Below are 15,587 nucleotides of genomic sequence, written 5' to 3' on the forward strand. Positions count from 1 at the left end.
GGGGTCAGCTCACGTGGGACGCCGGGGCACCCGGCGGCGCCTCCTGGCCGCTCGTATCGCGGGGATGGCGCGCATGTATCAATTCCTGAGATGTACACCTGGAGCTTTGACGCAGAGGTGTAGACCAATGCTAGCTTGATGCCGCACCGCGCCCGGACTATCACATTCCGTGAGGTGATGTTGTCGTGACTTCTCCGCAGCGCCATCAACTTCCCCCTGCTCCCGCCTACGTGCGCATCGCGGCTCACCTGGAACGGGAGATCATGCGAGGCCACTTGGCCGCCCACACCAGACTCGCACCGGAACGCGCGCTCGCCGAGGAGTTCGCGGTGAACCGGCAGACCATCCGGGCCGCGCTGCAGTGGCTTCGCGAGCGGGGACTGGTGGTGACCGACCGCCGGGGCACCTACGTGAACGGCGCCGCCAGGCGGCCCCGCACGGAGCGGACGGCGCCGGGTACGCCGTCCGGCGGGCGGGTCGCGCCGGCCGGCGGGCAGGGCGTGCCCGCGTTCCCCCTGGACCTCGTCGGCAGCCTGAGCCGGGGGCACCTCTTCAGCGCTCCGGTGCCGCCCGCGACCGCCGAGTTGCTCGGCATCCCGCCGCACCGCCCGACCCTGACCCACCGCCAGCGCTTCGTCGATCACCACGGCGAGGAGACACACGAGGCGGTCACTCACTTCACCCCCGTGGCCGTCGTGGAGATCCCCGAACTCTCCCGCTACGTCACCCGGTTACCCGTCACCGACCCGGACCTACGGCTTCTGCACCAGTGGCTCGCCCGCGCGGGGATCCGGCCGGCCGTCACCGAGACCGTCACCGTGACCCGCCGCGATCCGCAGGCCGGAACCGGAGCCACACCCGAGATCACCGTCCGCCGACGCCTCCACGACCATCGTGGCCGGCTCCTCGCCGTCACGGACGTGACCTTCCACGACCTCTGGCAGGAGATCACCCTCAGCTACGCGGGCGGGACGGCGGGCAGCCACCACGTACGCCCCGCACCACCGCACGACGACGCTCACGAGCACCGCGCGTCGAGCCGGCACAGCGCTCCGCGTCTCGCCCCGTAGGGGTCAACAGGCCGTCGGCCTACGTCAGGCGGGCCGCTTGAGGGTCTCGGCGAGGCGGTCGAGGCCCCAGTCCAGGTCGGATTCCTCGATGACCAGGGGCGGGGCCAGCCGGATGGTGGTGCCGTGGGTGTCCTTCACCAGGACTCCGCGCTCCAGCAGTCGGCGTGCGACCGCGCTGCCGCTGCCGTGGCTCGGGGGGACGTCGATGCCGGCCCACAGTCCCCGGCCGCGGCTGTCTTCGATCAGTCCCGCCTCGGTCATCTCGTGGAGGCGACTGTGCATCCGGGCGCCGAGTTCGGCGGAACGCCGCTGGAACTCGCCGGTCCGCAGCATCGCGATGACTTCGAGGGCCACGGCGCAGGCCAGCGGGTTCCCGCCGAAGGTCGAGCCGTGCTGGCCCGGGCGCAGGACGCCGAGCACGGCCCGGGAGGACACCACGGCGGAGACGGGGACGATGCCTCCCCCGAGCGCCTTGCCGAGGAGGTACATGTCGGGGGTGACCTGTTCGTGGTCGCAGGCGAAGGTCCGGCCGGTGCGGGCGAGTCCGGACTGGATCTCGTCGGCGATGAACAGGATGTCGCGCGCGGCCGTGAGCTCGCGTACCCGGGCCAGGTAGCCGGGGGGCGGCACGCGTACGCCGGCCTCGCCCTGGACGGGTTCGAGCAGGACGGCGACGGTGTCGTCGCCGAGGACGGCCTCCAGGGCGGCGGCGTCGCCGAACGGCACGGTGTCGAAACCGGGGGTGAAGGGGCCGAAGTCGGCCCGGGCGTCGGGGTCGGAGGAGAAGGAGACGACCGTCGTGGTACGGCCGTGGAAGTTCCCCCCGGCGACGACGACGCGCGCTCGGCCCGCGGGCACGCCCTTGACCTGGTAGCCCCATTTGCGGGCCACCTTGACGGCGGTCTCCACGACTTCCGCGCCGGTGTTCATCGGCAGGACGGTCTCCATCCCGCAGAGCTCCGCCAGTTGGGCGCAGAAGGCGGCGAACCGGTCGTGGTGGAAGGCCCGCGAGGTGAGGGTGATCCGGTCCAGCTGTGCCTTGGCGGCGTCGATCAGCCGCGGGTTGCGGTGACCGAAGTTGAGGGCCGAGTAGCCGGCGAGCAGATCGAGGTGGCGCCTGCCCTCGATGTCGGTGGTCCACGCTCCTTCGGCGGAGGCGATGACGACCGGGAGGGGGTGGTAGGTGTGCGCGGTATGGGCTTCGGCGGCCTGGACCGCTCGGACCGTCGCGGACGCGTCGGGCGCGTCGGGCGCGTCGGGCGCGTCGGGCGCGTCGGTGGCAGCCGTCGTGGCTGCGGTGGCGGTGGTGGATGCCGTGGCGGTGGTGGATGCCGTGGCGGTGGCGGCTGTGCCGGCTGTCGTCGACATGGTGGCTCCGATCCGGTGGGGCGTCAGGGGCGGGTCTGCAGGAAGGGCAGCGCGCGGGGGTGTACGGCGCCGGTGTCGCGGCGCAGCATGTCCGCGTAGCTCTCCCGGCGGACGGCCTCCCGTGCCTCGCCGTCCCGGCAGAAGACGACCGGGAGCCTGCGCGCACCGTTGTAGTTGTTCGCCAGCGAGTAGCAGTAGGCGCCGGTCGCCGGGACGGCGACGATGTCACCGGGGCGCGGCGCGCGCAGGGGGACGTCGCGGATGAGGGTGTCGCCCGACTCGCAGTGGCGGCCGACCAGGTCGCAGCTCTCGCCGCCGCCGACCCGGTCGACCAGTGTGGCCTCGAAACGCTGGCCGTACAGCATCGGTTCGAGGTTGTCGGCCATGCCTCCGTCGACCGCGACCAGCGGGCGCCTGCCCGGCTTGACGGTGACGACGCGGTACAGGGTGACGGCGTGGGGGGCCACCAGCGAGCGGCCGGGTTCGATGAGCAAGCGGGCGTCGTGGGGCAGGAGTGCGCGGGCGGCGTCGGTGAGGGTCCTGACGTACTCCTCGACGGTCGGGGGCTGGTCGTCGTAGGTGTAGCGGACGCCCAGGCCGCCGCCGAGGTCGTACACGGGGTGGCTGCCGAGCCCCGGGAGGGCGGCGATGGCCTCGACGGCGTGCCGGAAGGGGGCGGTGTCCATGAGCTGGGACCCGACGTGCACGTGCAGTCCGTCGAGGCGCAGCCGGGAGCTTCGTCGGACGCGGGCCGCGGCCTCGGTGGCCTGGTCGATCGTCAGGCCGAACTTGGAGCCCCGGTGCCCGGTCATCATCGCGGCGTGGGTGTCGGCGTCGACCTCGGGGATGACGCGCAGGAGCACCGCCTGCCGCCCGTCGGTGACCAGCCTCTCCAGGCGTTCCAGGTCGCGCAGGTTGTCGAGCACGACGGTGCCCACACCGGCGGCGACGGCCATGGCGAGCTCTTCGTCGGTCTTGGCGTTGCCGTGCATGACGATCTGCCCGGGGTCGGCTCCGGCGGCGAGCGCCGTCACCAGTTCGCCGCCTCCGGCGATGTCGACGCCGAGCCCTTCCTCGACCAGCGTGCGGACGACCTCGGTGCAGGGGAAGGACTTCGACGCGAAGATGGCTTGGCTGTTCGGCCAATGCTCGTCGAGGGCCCTGCGGTAGGCGCGCGCCCGGCCGCGCAGGGCGGTCTCGTCGACGACGAGGGCCGGTGTGCCGAACCGTTCGGCGACCTCGCCGAGGTGACACCCGCCGACCACGAGCTGGCCGTTCTCGTCCTGGTGAGAGCCTTCTGGGAAGAGCCCGAGCACGGGGTGGCCGGTCGTGGTCTCAGGTCGGTCGATGAGCATGGAGGGTGCTTCCGTTCGGTTCGGCGGGTGGTCTCCTGTGGCTATCCTGGCAACGCGTCGACGGAAGCGCCGCTGCCGATCGGCCGACGAAACGAGGCTTGCGTTGTCCGATCTCACAATCCCGCTGGACGGCTCCGCCACCCTGGGCGGGGTCGTGGACGGCGCCGGCCCCGCGGGCATCCGTGTGCTCACCGCTCCCGCCGGTCTGGACGTACCCGTGCGGGGCACCGTCATCTACGACGCCGGGGACCGGATGACGGAGTCCCCCGGCGGGCTCCTGCTGCTGGTCGGCGTCGACCCGTCGGATTCCCGTCTGCTCGCCCTGCCCGCCCAGGCCGCCGCCCGAGGCTGCACGGTGGTCGTGGTCAAGCCCCGCGGGGCGGACCCGGCGCCGTTCGTGCGGGAGGCCGAGCGGCAGGGCGTCGCCGTGCTCGCCGCCGAGGACGACCTGCCGTGGCGGAACATCGACGCCGTGCTGAGCTGCGCGCTCACCGGTGCCGGGACGTCGGCGGTCCTCGGAGCCGCGCCGGTGGGGGGCGAGCTGTACGCCCTCACGGATCATCTGGCGTCGGTGGTGGGGGGCGCGGCCGTGGTGGAGGACCTGGCCCGGCGCGTACTCGCGTATTCGAGCGTCCCGGGCGTCCGCATCGACGCCCCTCGCGAACGGGGCATCCTCCAGCGCCGCATCGAGGACCTGCCGGAGCTGCCCGAACAGCCGAGGCAGTACCAGCGGGTCCTCGCCTCCGCGTCGGTGGTGCGGTTCCCGGCCATCGGCGAGGAGCTGCCACGGGCCGCCGTCGCGGTACGCGCCGGCACGCTGCCGCTGGGCACCCTGTGGGTGATCGAGCCGGAGGGCGGCATCTCCGAGGAGGCGGTGGCGGCGCTGTCGGAGACCGCGCGGCTGGTCGCCCCGCACCTGTTGCGGCTGCTGAACCTGCCGGAGGCCGAACGGCGGTTGCGCCGGGAGACGTTCCTGGGGCTGCTGGACTCGGGTTCCGCCCCGGACGAGGCCTGGTCGCTCCTGGGGATCCGTTCGGGGAGCCCGTTCCGGCTGCTCGCCTTCGCGCCGGGCGCGGCGGCGACTGACGGGGAGGCGTTCGCGGTGGCGAGCGCCGCCCTGGCCACGGTAGTCGAGCACACGGAGGCCGAACTGGCGAGGCATGCGGCGGCGCACCGCCCGGACGTCACCGTGGCGGCGACGGGCGGGGTGGTCTTCCTGCTGGTGCCGTACGCGCCGGAGGAAGGGGACGGCAGGCGGTTCGCCGAGGCCGCCCTCGCCGCGGTGCGGCGCGCGGTCTCCCCCGGCATCCGGGCCGCTATGAGCCGGCGTAGCGGGGACACGGGCGCCTCGGTCTCCCTGCGCAGGGAGACCGAGGCGATCCTGCGGGCGACGGCGCACGCTCCCGTCGGAAGCCCGCTGACGACGGTGGCGGACGTACGCCACCGGATCCTGCTCGACCGGATCGGCGACGAGCTGGAGCGTGACCCGTGGCTGCGGCTGTCGGGGATCGACGCGCTGGTCGCCCACGACACCGCACACGACACCAGGTACGGCGCCTCGATCACGGCCTGGCTGGACGAGCTGGGCGACATCGCCACGGCCGCGAACCGGCTGCGGGTGCACCCGAACACACTGCGGCACCGCCTGCGGCGTGCGCGCGACCTGTTCGCCCTCGACCTCGACGATCCCGATGTCCGCCTGGCCGTCTGGCTCGAACTCAGGCGGTCGGCCCAGCCGATGCCCCCGAGGTCTCCGAGGCCGTGACCTCGGGCGTCGCGGCGACGGGCTCCGGGTCGGGTCGTTCCAGCCGCGAGTGGCGCCGGCCGAAGACCGTGTAGAGCCCGGCGGCCAGCAGCAGCCAGACGCCGAACAGGCCCCAGGTGAGCCCGGGCAGCAGCCACGCCAGATAGAGGCAGGAGACGGCGCACAGGATCGGGACGAGCGGGTGCAGCGGCAGCCGGAACGGACGCGGCGCGTCCGGCGCCGTACGCCGCAGGACGAAAACGGCAGCTGCGACGGCGACGAACGCCATGAGCGTGCCGAGACTCGTCAGGTCGGCCAGTTGCCGCAGCGGGACGAACGTGGCCAGGAGGCCCACGCCCGCTCCGACGATCCAGGTGTTCCGGGCCGGGGTGTGCCGCTTGCGGTCGACACGCGAGAAGACCTCGGGGACGAGGCCGTCACGGGCCATCGAGAACAGGATGCGGGTCTGGCCGAAGAGCGTGACGAGCACGACGCTGAAGATCGACACGACCGCTCCGGCGGAGAGCACCAGCGCCGGCCATCCGGTTCCGGTGACGCTGCGGAGGATCTCGGCGAGGACGGCCTCGCCCGCGTCCGCCTGCTCGCCGAACCGCGCGGAGTCCTGTGCGCCGACGCCGGCCAGGGCGACCGCTCCGTACAGGACGGTGACCGCGATCAGCGTGAGCAGGATCGCCAACGGCACGGTGCGGCGCGGGTTGCGAACCTCTTCGCCCGCGGTGGAGACCGCGTCGAACCCGATGAAGGAGAAGAAGACACCGGACGCGGCGAGCGTCACCCCGGCCACGCCGTGCGGGGCGAAGTCGCTGAGCCGGTCGCTGTCGAAGGCCGTGAAGGCGACGGCGACGAAGAGGACGAGGACGCCGATCTTGACGCAGACCATCACCGCGTTGACGATGGCCGACTCCCGGGTGCCGCGGACCAGCAGCAGCGAGCACAGCAGCACCACGGCCAGCGCCGGCAGGTTGACCACACCGCCGGCTCCGGGCGGCTGGCTGATCACGTCGGGAAGCGTGAACCCGAACAACGCGTCGGTGACCTCGTTGAGGTACTGGCCCCAGCTCACCGCGACGGTGGCGACGGCCACCCCGTACTCCAGGATCAGACACCAGGCGACGAGATACGCGGCCCCCTCGCCCAGCGAGGCGTAGGCGTACGAGTACGTGCTGCCGGCGACGGGTACCGCGCCCGCCAGCTCCGCGTAGCACAGCGCCCCCAGGCCGGCCACGACCGCCGCCAGCGCGAACGCGAGGACGACGGCGGGCCCGGCCTTGGGCACGCTCGATCCCAGGACGAAGAAGATGCCGGTGCCCACCACGGAGCTGATGCCGAGCATGGTCAGCTGGCCCAGCCCCATCGTGCGCCGCAACCCGCCGGGCACGCCCTCGTCGTCCGTCTCCCGCACCAGCTGGTCGAGCGGTTTGCGGCGCATGACCGCTCTCGTGAACGTCGGCATCGTCCGTGCTCCTCAAGAATCCGTGCGCCCGGGCACCCGGGCGCTGCACGGATCTTGTAGGCCCGGAAGGAACAGGCCAACGGCACGGCCACCTGACCTCGACGGCGGGTGTTGGCCGATCGGCCATAGACATGCACTGCGGCGCGTGCCGGTCGGTCGATGTCCGGCGTCGCGTACCGCACCCGAGGTACGCGGCGCGGGCGGCCACCGGACGGGGATGCGCAGTTCCGTCCGGCCGTTCCTCAGGAAGCCCGAGGCGTCCGTGGTCAGGGTGGTGGCGGACGAAGGTGAGGCTCCAGGTCGTACACGCGCGTCGCCGTTCCGCCGAGGACCGCCGAGCGTTCGGCATCGCCGAGTCCGGCGGTGAGCGCGCGTGCCGCGTCGACCACCTCGCCGTACGAGGCGGCGAGGAGGCACACGGGCCAGTCGGAGCCGAACATCAGCCGCTCCGCCCCGAAGGCCCCCAGGGCCGTGTCCGCGTACGGGCGCAGGTCGTCGAGCGTCCATGAGCCGCGGCGGGCCTCGGTGACCAGGCCCGAGAGCTTGGCCACGGTGTTGGGCAGGGCGGCCAGCTCCTGGAGGTCCCGGGCCCAGGCGTGGCGCTCTCCGGTGGCCACGGCGGGCTTGCCCAGGTGGTCGAGGACGAAGGTGAGTTGCGGCAGCAGGAAGGCCGCCGACGTCGCCGCGGGCAGCTGGTGCGGAAGGATCACCAGGTCGTAGGCGAGTCGCGCTTCGGCCACGGCGTTCAGGCCGCGCAGCACGTCCGGACGCAGGAGCCACAGCGGATCGGGCTCGCTCTGGACCTGGTGGCGGATGCCCACCAGCCGTTCTCCGCCGGGCAGTTCGCGGAGGCGGGCCAGTTCGTCGGCCACGTCGGGGGCGGTGAGGTCGGTCCATCCCACGACCCCGCCGACGAGGTCGTGGTCCGCGGCGAGCGCGAGGAGTTCGGGGGTCTCCTCGGCGGTGGTGACCGTCTGCACCAGGACCGTCGCCTCCACCCCGGCGGCCCGCACCTCCGGTTCGAGGTCGCCGATGCCGAAGTTCCGGCGCAGCGGCGCCAGTTCGTCGCCCTCGATCCAGTCCTGGTCCCGTACGGACAGGTCCCAGACGTGGTGGTGGGCGTCCACGATCCGCATGCCGCTCACAGCTCCCAGACCACCGGGAGGCCGGCGTCCGTACCGTCGGCGCTGTAGTCGTGCGCGACGTCGAGCAGATCGGCCATCCGGGCCTGCCAGGCGACGTTGACCGGGAGCCGCTCCAGCTCGGCGAGCAGCTTGGCGTAGTCCTCGCACTCGAGGAGGTGGAAGAGGTCCGAGCCACTGCGCCAGATCGTCCAGGACGTCGCCCCGGCCGCGCGAATCGCGTCGGTCAGCGCCCGCGGCACGGCGCGGTGGGCGTTCTCGTACTCCTCGATCCGGTCGACGCGGACCCTGGTGTGCAGGGCGATCCTCATGACGGCTCCTCGGTGGAACGGGCGGCGACGACAACGACGTCCAGGACGCGCGGGCCGTGGACGCCCTCGACGCGGTCGAGTTCGATGTCGCTGGTGGCGGACGGTCCGGAGATGAAGGTGAGCGGGGCGGCGGGGTCGAGGCGGGCGAGTGCCTCGGGCACGTCTCCCGCGATCTGCTCCTCACGGACCACGCACAGGTGGTGGTCGGGCAGCAGCGACAGGGCGCGGCGCCCCTGCCCCGGCCCCGCGTCCAGGACGATCGTGCCGGTGACGGCGATGGCGACCGCCACCGTGGTCAGCACCGCGTCGGCGCTCTCCAGGGCCTCCCACGACAGGGGCGGGACGTCGCCGAGGCGGGCGACGTCCCCGTCGGGCAGCAGGTCGACGGGGAAGCCGTCCGGTACGACGACGCTCCGCGCCCCCCGCTCGGCGAGCGCCGACGCGAGGGTGCCCGCCACCCGCTCCTCCGTCGTGCGGATCACGGTCGCCCGGTGGTCCGCGACCCGCTCGACGAACAGGGCCACCGGGTCGGGGCCCGCGTGGCTTCTCCGGTACGCGCGGGGAACCGGGACGCTCTCGGGTGTCTCGGTCGCCGGTACGTCGGCCAGGGCGGCCGTGATCCGGGCGAGGACGGTCTCCCGCGCTCTCATCCTTCCCCTCCTTCTCGGGTACGTCGCCACCAGCCGCGGAAGGACTCGCGGGGCGGCACAGGGGTGTCCCGCGTGTCCGACCAGCGACCGAGGGGGCCCGGGAGCCGGCCGATGCGGCCGCGCCGGAACAGCAGCCGTGCGGTGAGACCGCCGGCCCGCTGGGCCAGCGTCAGGCGGCCGGGTGAGCGCAGGACCGCTGCCGCCACGCGCATGACCAGGGACTCGGCTGTGGGCACGAGCCTCTCGGCCGCCTTCGCCTCGACGGCCTTCGCGCGCAGATGGACCAGGATCTCCGGGATGTCGATGCGGACCGGGCAGGCGTCGTAGCAGGCGCCGCAGAGCGTGGAGGCGAACGGCAGGGTGTCCGCGTGCTCGACCCCGACGAGCTGCGGGGTGAGCACCGCGCCGATCGGGCCGGGGTAGACCGAACCGTAGGCGTGGCCGCCGGTCCGTTCGTACACCGGGCAGACGTTGAGGCAGGCCGAGCAGCGGATGCAGGCCAGGGCCTGCCGTCCGACGGTGTCCCCCAGGGTGGCGGTGCGGCCGTTGTCCAGCAGGACGAGATGGAACTCCTGCGGCCCGTCGCCGGGGGTGACTCCGGTCCACATCGAGGTGTACGGGTTCATCCGCTCGCCCGTGGAGGAGCGGGGCAGCAGTTGCAGGAAGACGTCGAGGTCGGCGAAGGAGGGCAGCACCTTCTCGACACCCATCACGGTGATGAAAGTGTCGGGCAGTGTCAGGCACATGCGCCCGTTGCCCTCGGACTCCACGACGCAGACCGTGCCCGTGTCGGCGGCTGCGAAGTTGGCGCCGGAGACGGCGACCCGGGCTCGGAGGAACTTCTCCCGCAGGTGCAGCCGGGCGGCCTCGGCGAGTTCGCGCGGGTCGTCGGTCAGCCCGGCGGGGGCGGCCCGCCCCCACTTCCCCATCTCCCGGCGGAAGATGTCGCGGATCTCGGACCTGCCCCGGTGGATCGCCGGGACCAGGATGTGCGACGGCCGGTCCTCGCCGAGCTGCACGATGAGCTCGGCGAGGTCGGTCTCGTAGGCACGGATTCCGGCGGCCTCCAGGGCCTCGTTGAGGCCGATCTCCTGGGTGGCCATGGACTTGACCTTGAGGACCTCTGCTTCCCCGGTGGCCCGGACCAGATCGGTGACGATGCGGTTGGCCTCGTCGGCGTCGGCCGCCCAGTGGACCTGGCCGCCCGCCTTGGCGACCGACTCCTCCAGCCGCACGAGATGGTGGTCGAGGTGGCGCAGGGTCCTGCGTCTGACGGCCTCGCCCGCCTCGCGCAACTGCTCCCAGTCGTCGAGTTCGGCGGTCACGGCGAGGCGCCTGTCGCGGATCGTGGTCGTGGCGCGGCGCAGGTTGACGCGGAGCCGGGTGTCGGCGAGGGCCGCGCGGGCGGCGTCGGGGAACGCCGGGGCGCCGAGCCACACCACGTTGTCGGTGCCGGTCATCGGCGGGCTCCTTCCGCCGGGGTGGTCTCCGTGGAGGCGAGGATCTGCGCGAGGTGGAGGGAGCCGATGCCGGTCCGCAGCCGGGAGAGTCCGCCGCCGATGTGCATCAGGCAGGAGTTGTCCCCGGCGCACAGCACTTCGGCCCCGGTCTCCTGCACGTGACGCATCTTGTCGGCGAGCATGGCCTGGGAGGTGTCGGCGTTCTTCAGGGCGAAGGTGCCGCCGAAGCCGCAGCAGGACTCCGCCGCGGGCAGCTCGACCAGGTCGATGCCCTCGACCCCGCGCAGCAGCCGGAGCGGTCGGTCGCCGACCCTCAGCATCCGCAGCGAGTGGCAGGTGGGGTGGTACGTGACGCGGTGCGGGAAGTACGCGCCGACCTCGGTCACGCCCAGCACGTCGACGAGCAGCTCGGACAGCTCGTACACGCGGGGGGTTACCCGGTCGACCTCGGTGACCAGGTCCGCGTCGCCGTACTGCCGGGCGACGGTCGCGTGGTGGTGGCGGATCATGCCGGCGCAGGAGCCGGAGGGGGTCACGACCGCGTCGTAGGCGGCGAAGGTGTCGGCGAAGCCGCGCACCATGGGCAGGGTCGCCGACCGGTAGCCGGTGTTGAAGTGCATCTGACCGCAGCAGACCTGGGCCCGTGGGAAGTCGACGGTGTGACCGAGCCGTTCGAGCAGGGCGACGACGGCCCTGCCGGTCGCGGGGAACATCGTGTCGTTGAAGCAGGTGACGAAGAGGGCGATGCGCACGGCTACGTCCCCTCCGGCACCGGGACGTCGTCCGGCAGGAGGCCTTCGGCGCGCAGCTCGGCCCACACGTCCGGAGGAAGCGGGCGGGCGAGCTGTTCGGCGGCGTCGCGGACCTCGTGGGCGGAGCGGGCGCCGACGAGCACGCTCGCCACGGCCGGATGGCCGAAGGGGAAGCGCAGGGCGAGGGCGCGCAGGGGGACGCCGTGGCGTTCGGCCACGGCCTTGAGGCGCAGCGCGCGGTCCAGGACGTCCTGTGGCGCGGCGGCGTAGTCGAAGGTCGCGCCGGGCCGGGGGTCCGCGAGCAGTCCGGAGTTGAACACCCCGCCGATCACGACGCTCTTGCCACGTGCCGCCGCCTCCGGCAGGAGACCGGTGAGGGCGCTCTGGTCGAGCAGGGTGTAGCGGCCGGCGCACAGCACCACGTCGACGTCGGTGTCCCGGACGAACCGGGTCAGCATCGCGGTCTGGTTCATGCCCGCGCCGATCGCCCCGATCACACCCTCGCCGCGCAGCCGTTCCAGCTCCGGGTATGCCTGGCCGAAGGCCTCGCGGGCGTGGTCGTCGGGGTCGTGGAGGTAGACGACGTCGATGCGGTCGTGGCCGAGACGGCGCAGGCTCTCGTGGATGCTGCGGCGCACTCCGTCGGCGGAGAAGTCCCAGACACGGAGGTGGGTGGCCGGGACCGCGAAACCGTCGGCGAGGTCGTCCCCGCCTCCCGTGACGGGCCGGAGCAGGCGGCCGACCTTGGTGGAGAGGACGTACTCCCCGCGCGGGCGGGTGCGCAGCGCGGAGCCGAGGCGTTCTTCGGAGAGGCCGAGGCCGTAGTGCGGGGCGGTGTCGAAGGAACGGATGCCCGCGTCCCAGGCGGCGTCGACGGCGCCGGCCGCCTGGGCCGTGTTGACCGGGGTGTAGAGATTGCCGAGGGCGGCGGCGCCGAAGGAGAGCGTGGTGACGTCGACCTTGCTGGAGCCGAGGGAGTGGTGTCGCACGGGCGTGGTGCCTCTCATTTCTCTGCCGGGCGCAGGCGGAGTCCCTGCATGCCGCCGTCGACGGCGAGCGCCGTGCCGGTGACGGACGCGGCGGCCGGGCTCGCCAGGTAGACGATGGCAGCGGCGACCTCGGCGGCGGCGACAAGGCGCCCGGTGGGCTGCCGCGCGTCGAGCGCGGTCCGCTCGGCCGCCGGGTCGTCGGCGGCGTCGAGGAGCCTGCCGACCCAGGGGGTGTCGACCGTTCCCGGGTTCACGCAGTTGACCCGGATTCCCTCACGGACGTGGTCGGCGGCCATGGCCAGGGTCAGCGAGAGCACGGCTCCCTTGCTGGCGCTGTAGAGGGCCCGCTGGGGCAGCCCGGCGGTGGCGGCGATCGAGCAGGTGTTGACGACGGCGGGCGCCGCGGAGGCGCGCAGGTGTGGCAGGGCGGCGCGGGTGGTGCGGACGATGCCGAGCAGGTTGACGTCGAGGACGTGGTGCCACTGGGCGTCGTCGTTGTCCTCGACGGTTCCGACGGCGCCGATGCCGGCGTTGTTCACCAGGACGTCGATGCCGCCGAGCGCGGCGGCCGCGTCGGCGACGGCCGACCGTACGGACGCGTCGTCGGTGAGGTCGGCCTTGTGGCCGAGCAGGGGCGCGGGCAGGCCGTCGGGGGCGAGATCGAGCACGGCGACGGAGGCGCCGCGCGCGGCGAGCAGTTCGGCGGTGGCCAGTCCGATGCCGGACGCGCCGCCGGTGACGACGGCGCGCAGGCCGGTGAGGTCGCTCATGCCGGGGTCCCTTCGTGGGCGGATGCGGTGTCTGCCGCGCGGTCGGAAGCAGCGTCTGCCGCGCGGTCGGCGGTCCAGAAGGTGCCGTCGGGGTAGACGTACGCCTCGATCGACCCTTGGTGCATCTCGGCGGAGAAGCCGGGCGCGAGCGGGGCGCGGTAGTGGCCGTCGCGGATCTCCACGGGGGTCAGGAAGTGCTCGTGGAGGTGGTCGACGAATTCGACGACCCGGTTCTCGGTGGTGCCGGAGAGGGCGACGTAGTCGAACATCGACAGGTGCTGGACCAGTTCGCACAGGCCGACGCCGCCCGCGTGCGGGCAGACCGGTACGCCGTGGTGGGCGGCGAGCAGCAGGATCGCCAGGTTCTCGTTGACCCCGCCGACGCGCGCGGCGTCGATCTGCAGGATGTCGAGGGCGCCGGCCTGCAGCAGCTGCTTGAAGACGATCCTGTTCTGCACGTGCTCACCGGTGGCGACCTTCACGGGGGCCACCGCCCCGCGTACGGCCGCGTGGCCGAGGATGTCGTCGGGGCTGGTGGGCTCCTCGATCCAGTACGGATCGAACTCGGCGAGCGCCTTGGTCCACTCCACCGCCTCGCCGACGTTCCAGCGCTGGTTGGCGTCGATGGCGATACGGATGTCCGGTCCGACGGCCGCGCGAGCCACGCGCATCCGGCGGATGTCGTCCGCGAGGTCGGCACCGACCTTGAGCTTGATCTGGGTGAATCCGGCGGCGACGGCTTCCCGCGCGAGCCGGGTGAGCTTCTCGTCCGAGTAGCCGAGCCAGCCGGGCGAGGTGGTGTAGGCGGGGTAGCCGCGCTCGCGAAGCGAGGCCGTACGCTCGGCTCCACCGGCTCTGCCGCGGCGCAGCAGTCCGAGCGCGTCCTCGGGGGTGAGGACGTCGGCGATGTAGCGGAAGTCGACCTGGGAGACGAGCCATTCGGGCTCGGCGTCCGCGAGGAACTGCCAGAGCGGCTTGTCGGCGCGCTTGGCGGCCAGGTCCCAGACGGCGTTGAGGACGGCGCCGACGGCCATGTGCATCACCCCCTTCTCCGGGCCGAGCCAGCGCAGTTGGCTGTCGCCGATCAACGCACGGCTCAGCGAGCCCGGGTCGGCGCACAGCTCGCCGACCGGCAGGCCGACGAGGTGCGGGCGCAGCGCGTCGAGTGCGGCGACCTGGACGTCGTTGCCGCGCCCGATGGTGAAGGTGAAACCGTGGCCTTCGAGGCCGTCGCCCGCGTCGGTGCGAAGCACGACGTAGGCGGCGGAGTAGTCGGGGTCCGGGTTCATGGCGTCGGACCCGTCCAGCTCCCGCGAGGTGGGGAAGCGGATGTCGTAGGTGTCGACCGCGACGAGACGGGCGGCGGATGCGGTCATGGTGACCTTTCTGGTACTCGGGCTGCTGGGCGCTCGGGCAGGCCTTCCGCTCCAACCGCTGGGCCGTCGGGCTGCTGGGTGCTCGGGCTGTCAGGCCTGGGCGAAGCTCTGGCGCTGGTCGCCGAGCCCGTCGATGGACAGCTCGACGGTGTCGCCGGGGCGCAGGTACGGAGTGCCGGGCAGACCGAGGGCCACGCCGGCCGGGGTGCCGGTGTTGATGACGTCGCCGGGCTCCAGCACCATGTAGTTGCTCAGGTACGCGACGAGATGGCCGACCTGGAAGATCATGTCCCGGGTGGAGCCGCGCTGGCGCGGGACGCCGTTGACGGTCAGGTGCAGGGCGAGGTCCTGCGGGTCGTCGATCTCGTCGGCCGTCACGAGCCAGGGGCCGAGCGGGTTGAAGGTCTCGCAGGACTTGCCGAGGTCCCACTGCGGCGAGTAGTCGAGCTGGAACTCCCGCTCGGAGACGTCGTTGCTGATCGCGTACCCGGCGATGTGACGCAGGCCCTCTTCGGGGTTCTCCAGGTACCGGGCCCGGCGGCCCACGACGACCGCGAGTTCGACCTCCCAGTCCGTCCTGGCCGAGCCGCGCGGGATGAGCACGTCGTCGTACGGGCCGACGACGGTTCCGGGGTCCTTCATGAAGACGACCGGGCGGGGCGGGACGGGCGCTCCCGTCTCCTCGGCGTGGTCGCGGTAGTTGAGGCCGATGCAGACGACCTTCCCGGGCCGGGCGACGGGAGCACCGACGCGCAGGCCCAGCGGGTCCACCTCGGCGAGCGCGCCCTCCTCGACGGCGGCTCGTACGCGGTCGAGGCCGCCCGAGGCGAGGAAGGCTCCGTCGATCTCGCCGGTGACGGGGGTGAGGTCCCACACGCGGCCGTCGTCGGTCCGAACGGCCGGCCGTTCGGCGCCGGGGGCGCCCAGGCGCATCAGCTTCACTGGTCGGTCTCCTCGCAGCAGGGAAAGGGGCGGGGCCGCACCGCACCGTGGACGGGGCGGTTCAGGGCGGCGGGCCCCACCCGCCCGGGACCCGTGGCCACGGCCTCGTCCTCGGCCGCGGGGGCGGCACGGGACCACGGCCGGGCAGCAGGAACCCGGGGCCGGGGCGCAAGCCGTACGCGCT

General features: G+C 73.0%; 14 protein-coding genes. 2 read left to right on the top strand and 12 right to left on the bottom strand.

The window, feature by feature from the left end:
* Nucleotides 1-185: 185 nt before the first annotated feature.
* Entirely contained in the window at nucleotides 186-1,070 is an 885-nt protein-coding gene (locus ACIPPS_RS12260) for a GntR family transcriptional regulator (RefSeq protein ID WP_401430069.1), read from the top strand.
* Nucleotides 1,071-1,094: 24 nt separating this feature from the next.
* Here the strand turns inward: ACIPPS_RS12260 and rocD are convergent, their stop codons facing one another.
* Together rocD and lysA are read right to left on the bottom strand one after the other, a co-directional pair.
* Nucleotides 1,095-2,438 (bottom strand): ornithine--oxo-acid transaminase, encoded by a 1,344-nt coding sequence (gene rocD / locus ACIPPS_RS12265; RefSeq protein WP_401430071.1) that lies wholly within the window; start codon nucleotides 2,436-2,438, stop codon nucleotides 1,095-1,097.
* 23 nt (nucleotides 2,439-2,461) lie between these two features.
* Nucleotides 2,462-3,793: a diaminopimelate decarboxylase gene (gene lysA / locus ACIPPS_RS12270; protein ID WP_401430073.1), complete on the bottom strand. Its 1,332-nt coding sequence runs from the start codon at nucleotides 3,791-3,793 to the stop codon at nucleotides 2,462-2,464.
* A gap of 103 nt (nucleotides 3,794-3,896) precedes the next feature.
* Here lysA and ACIPPS_RS12275 point away from each other — a divergent pair, with 103 nt between their 5' ends.
* Nucleotides 3,897-5,558 (top strand): PucR family transcriptional regulator, encoded by a 1,662-nt coding sequence (locus ACIPPS_RS12275; protein WP_401430075.1) that lies wholly within the window; start codon nucleotides 3,897-3,899, stop codon nucleotides 5,556-5,558.
* Here the strand turns inward: ACIPPS_RS12275 and ACIPPS_RS12280 are convergent.
* From ACIPPS_RS12280 to ACIPPS_RS12325, 10 genes are all read right to left on the bottom strand, one after another.
* Nucleotides 5,512-7,011 carry an APC family permease gene (locus ACIPPS_RS12280; protein WP_401430077.1) on the bottom strand — a complete coding sequence of 500 codons (1,500 nt, stop codon included), beginning with the start codon at nucleotides 7,009-7,011 and terminating at the stop codon, nucleotides 5,512-5,514. The two genes, ACIPPS_RS12275 and ACIPPS_RS12280, sit on opposite strands and share 47 nt — an antisense overlap.
* Nucleotides 7,012-7,277: 266 nt before the next feature.
* Complete coding sequence (locus tag ACIPPS_RS12285; RefSeq protein ID WP_401430079.1) at nucleotides 7,278-8,147, bottom strand: amidohydrolase family protein; 870 nt, start codon at nucleotides 8,145-8,147, stop codon at nucleotides 7,278-7,280.
* Nucleotides 8,148-8,152: 5 nt separating this feature from the next.
* Nucleotides 8,153-8,464, bottom strand: coding sequence for an L-rhamnose mutarotase (locus ACIPPS_RS12290; protein ID WP_401430081.1), 312 nt, complete (start codon nucleotides 8,462-8,464; stop codon nucleotides 8,153-8,155).
* Entirely contained in the window at nucleotides 8,461-9,114 is a 654-nt protein-coding gene (locus ACIPPS_RS12295) for a lactate utilization protein C (RefSeq protein WP_401430083.1), read from the bottom strand. Before ACIPPS_RS12295 ends, ACIPPS_RS12290 begins: the two co-directional genes overlap by 4 nt.
* A complete protein-coding gene (locus ACIPPS_RS12300) occupies nucleotides 9,111-10,574 on the bottom strand; it encodes a LutB/LldF family L-lactate oxidation iron-sulfur protein (protein ID WP_401430085.1) in 1,464 nt (487 codons plus the stop codon). The genes ACIPPS_RS12295 and ACIPPS_RS12300 overlap by 4 nt, the downstream gene beginning before the upstream one ends.
* Nucleotides 10,571-11,326, bottom strand: coding sequence for a (Fe-S)-binding protein (locus ACIPPS_RS12305; protein ID WP_401430087.1), 756 nt, complete (start codon nucleotides 11,324-11,326; stop codon nucleotides 10,571-10,573). The genes ACIPPS_RS12300 and ACIPPS_RS12305 overlap by 4 nt, the downstream gene beginning before the upstream one ends.
* A 2-nt stretch (nucleotides 11,327-11,328) precedes the next feature.
* Complete coding sequence (locus tag ACIPPS_RS12310) at nucleotides 11,329-12,333, bottom strand: aldo/keto reductase (RefSeq protein WP_401430089.1); 1,005 nt, start codon at nucleotides 12,331-12,333, stop codon at nucleotides 11,329-11,331.
* Nucleotides 12,330-13,085: an SDR family NAD(P)-dependent oxidoreductase gene (locus ACIPPS_RS12315; protein WP_401430091.1), complete on the bottom strand. Its 756-nt coding sequence runs from the start codon at nucleotides 13,083-13,085 to the stop codon at nucleotides 12,330-12,332. The genes ACIPPS_RS12310 and ACIPPS_RS12315 overlap by 4 nt, the downstream gene beginning before the upstream one ends.
* Nucleotides 13,082-14,461 carry an L-fuconate dehydratase gene (locus tag ACIPPS_RS12320; RefSeq protein ID WP_401430093.1) on the bottom strand — a complete coding sequence of 460 codons (1,380 nt, stop codon included), beginning with the start codon at nucleotides 14,459-14,461 and terminating at the stop codon, nucleotides 13,082-13,084. The genes ACIPPS_RS12315 and ACIPPS_RS12320 overlap by 4 nt, the downstream gene beginning before the upstream one ends.
* Nucleotides 14,462-14,551: 90 nt before the next feature.
* Nucleotides 14,552-15,403 carry a fumarylacetoacetate hydrolase family protein gene (locus tag ACIPPS_RS12325; protein WP_401430095.1) on the bottom strand — a complete coding sequence of 284 codons (852 nt, stop codon included), beginning with the start codon at nucleotides 15,401-15,403 and terminating at the stop codon, nucleotides 14,552-14,554.
* Nucleotides 15,404-15,587 lie beyond the last annotated feature (184 nt).

It is taken from the genome of Streptomyces sp. NPDC090127, from assembly GCF_044746945.1.
GTDB lineage: Bacteria > Actinomycetota > Actinomycetes > Streptomycetales > Streptomycetaceae > Streptomyces.

What these genes read in the sequence shown, in the direction of transcription:
- ACIPPS_RS12295 (WP_401430083.1), bottom strand. Translation starts at nt 9,114, where the DNA reads ATGAGAGCGCGGGAGACCGTCCTCGCCCGGATCACGGCCGCCCTGGCC.
- ACIPPS_RS12310 (WP_401430089.1), bottom strand. Translation starts at nt 12,333, where the DNA reads ATGAGAGGCACCACGCCCGTGCGACACCACTCCCTCGGCTCCAGCAAG.
- rocD (WP_401430071.1), bottom strand. Translation starts at nt 2,438, where the DNA reads ATGTCGACGACAGCCGGCACAGCCGCCACCGCCACGGCATCCACCACC.
- ACIPPS_RS12300 (WP_401430085.1), bottom strand. Translation starts at nt 10,574, where the DNA reads ATGACCGGCACCGACAACGTGGTGTGGCTCGGCGCCCCGGCGTTCCCC.
- ACIPPS_RS12320 (WP_401430093.1), bottom strand. Translation starts at nt 14,461, where the DNA reads ATGACCGCATCCGCCGCCCGTCTCGTCGCGGTCGACACCTACGACATC.
- ACIPPS_RS12285 (WP_401430079.1), bottom strand. Translation starts at nt 8,147, where the DNA reads ATGCGGATCGTGGACGCCCACCACCACGTCTGGGACCTGTCCGTACGG.
- ACIPPS_RS12290 (WP_401430081.1), bottom strand. Translation starts at nt 8,464, where the DNA reads ATGAGGATCGCCCTGCACACCAGGGTCCGCGTCGACCGGATCGAGGAG.
- lysA (WP_401430073.1), bottom strand. Translation starts at nt 3,793, where the DNA reads ATGCTCATCGACCGACCTGAGACCACGACCGGCCACCCCGTGCTCGGG.
- ACIPPS_RS12280 (WP_401430077.1), bottom strand. Translation starts at nt 7,011, where the DNA reads ATGCCGACGTTCACGAGAGCGGTCATGCGCCGCAAACCGCTCGACCAG.
- ACIPPS_RS12315 (WP_401430091.1), bottom strand. Translation starts at nt 13,085, where the DNA reads ATGAGCGACCTCACCGGCCTGCGCGCCGTCGTCACCGGCGGCGCGTCC.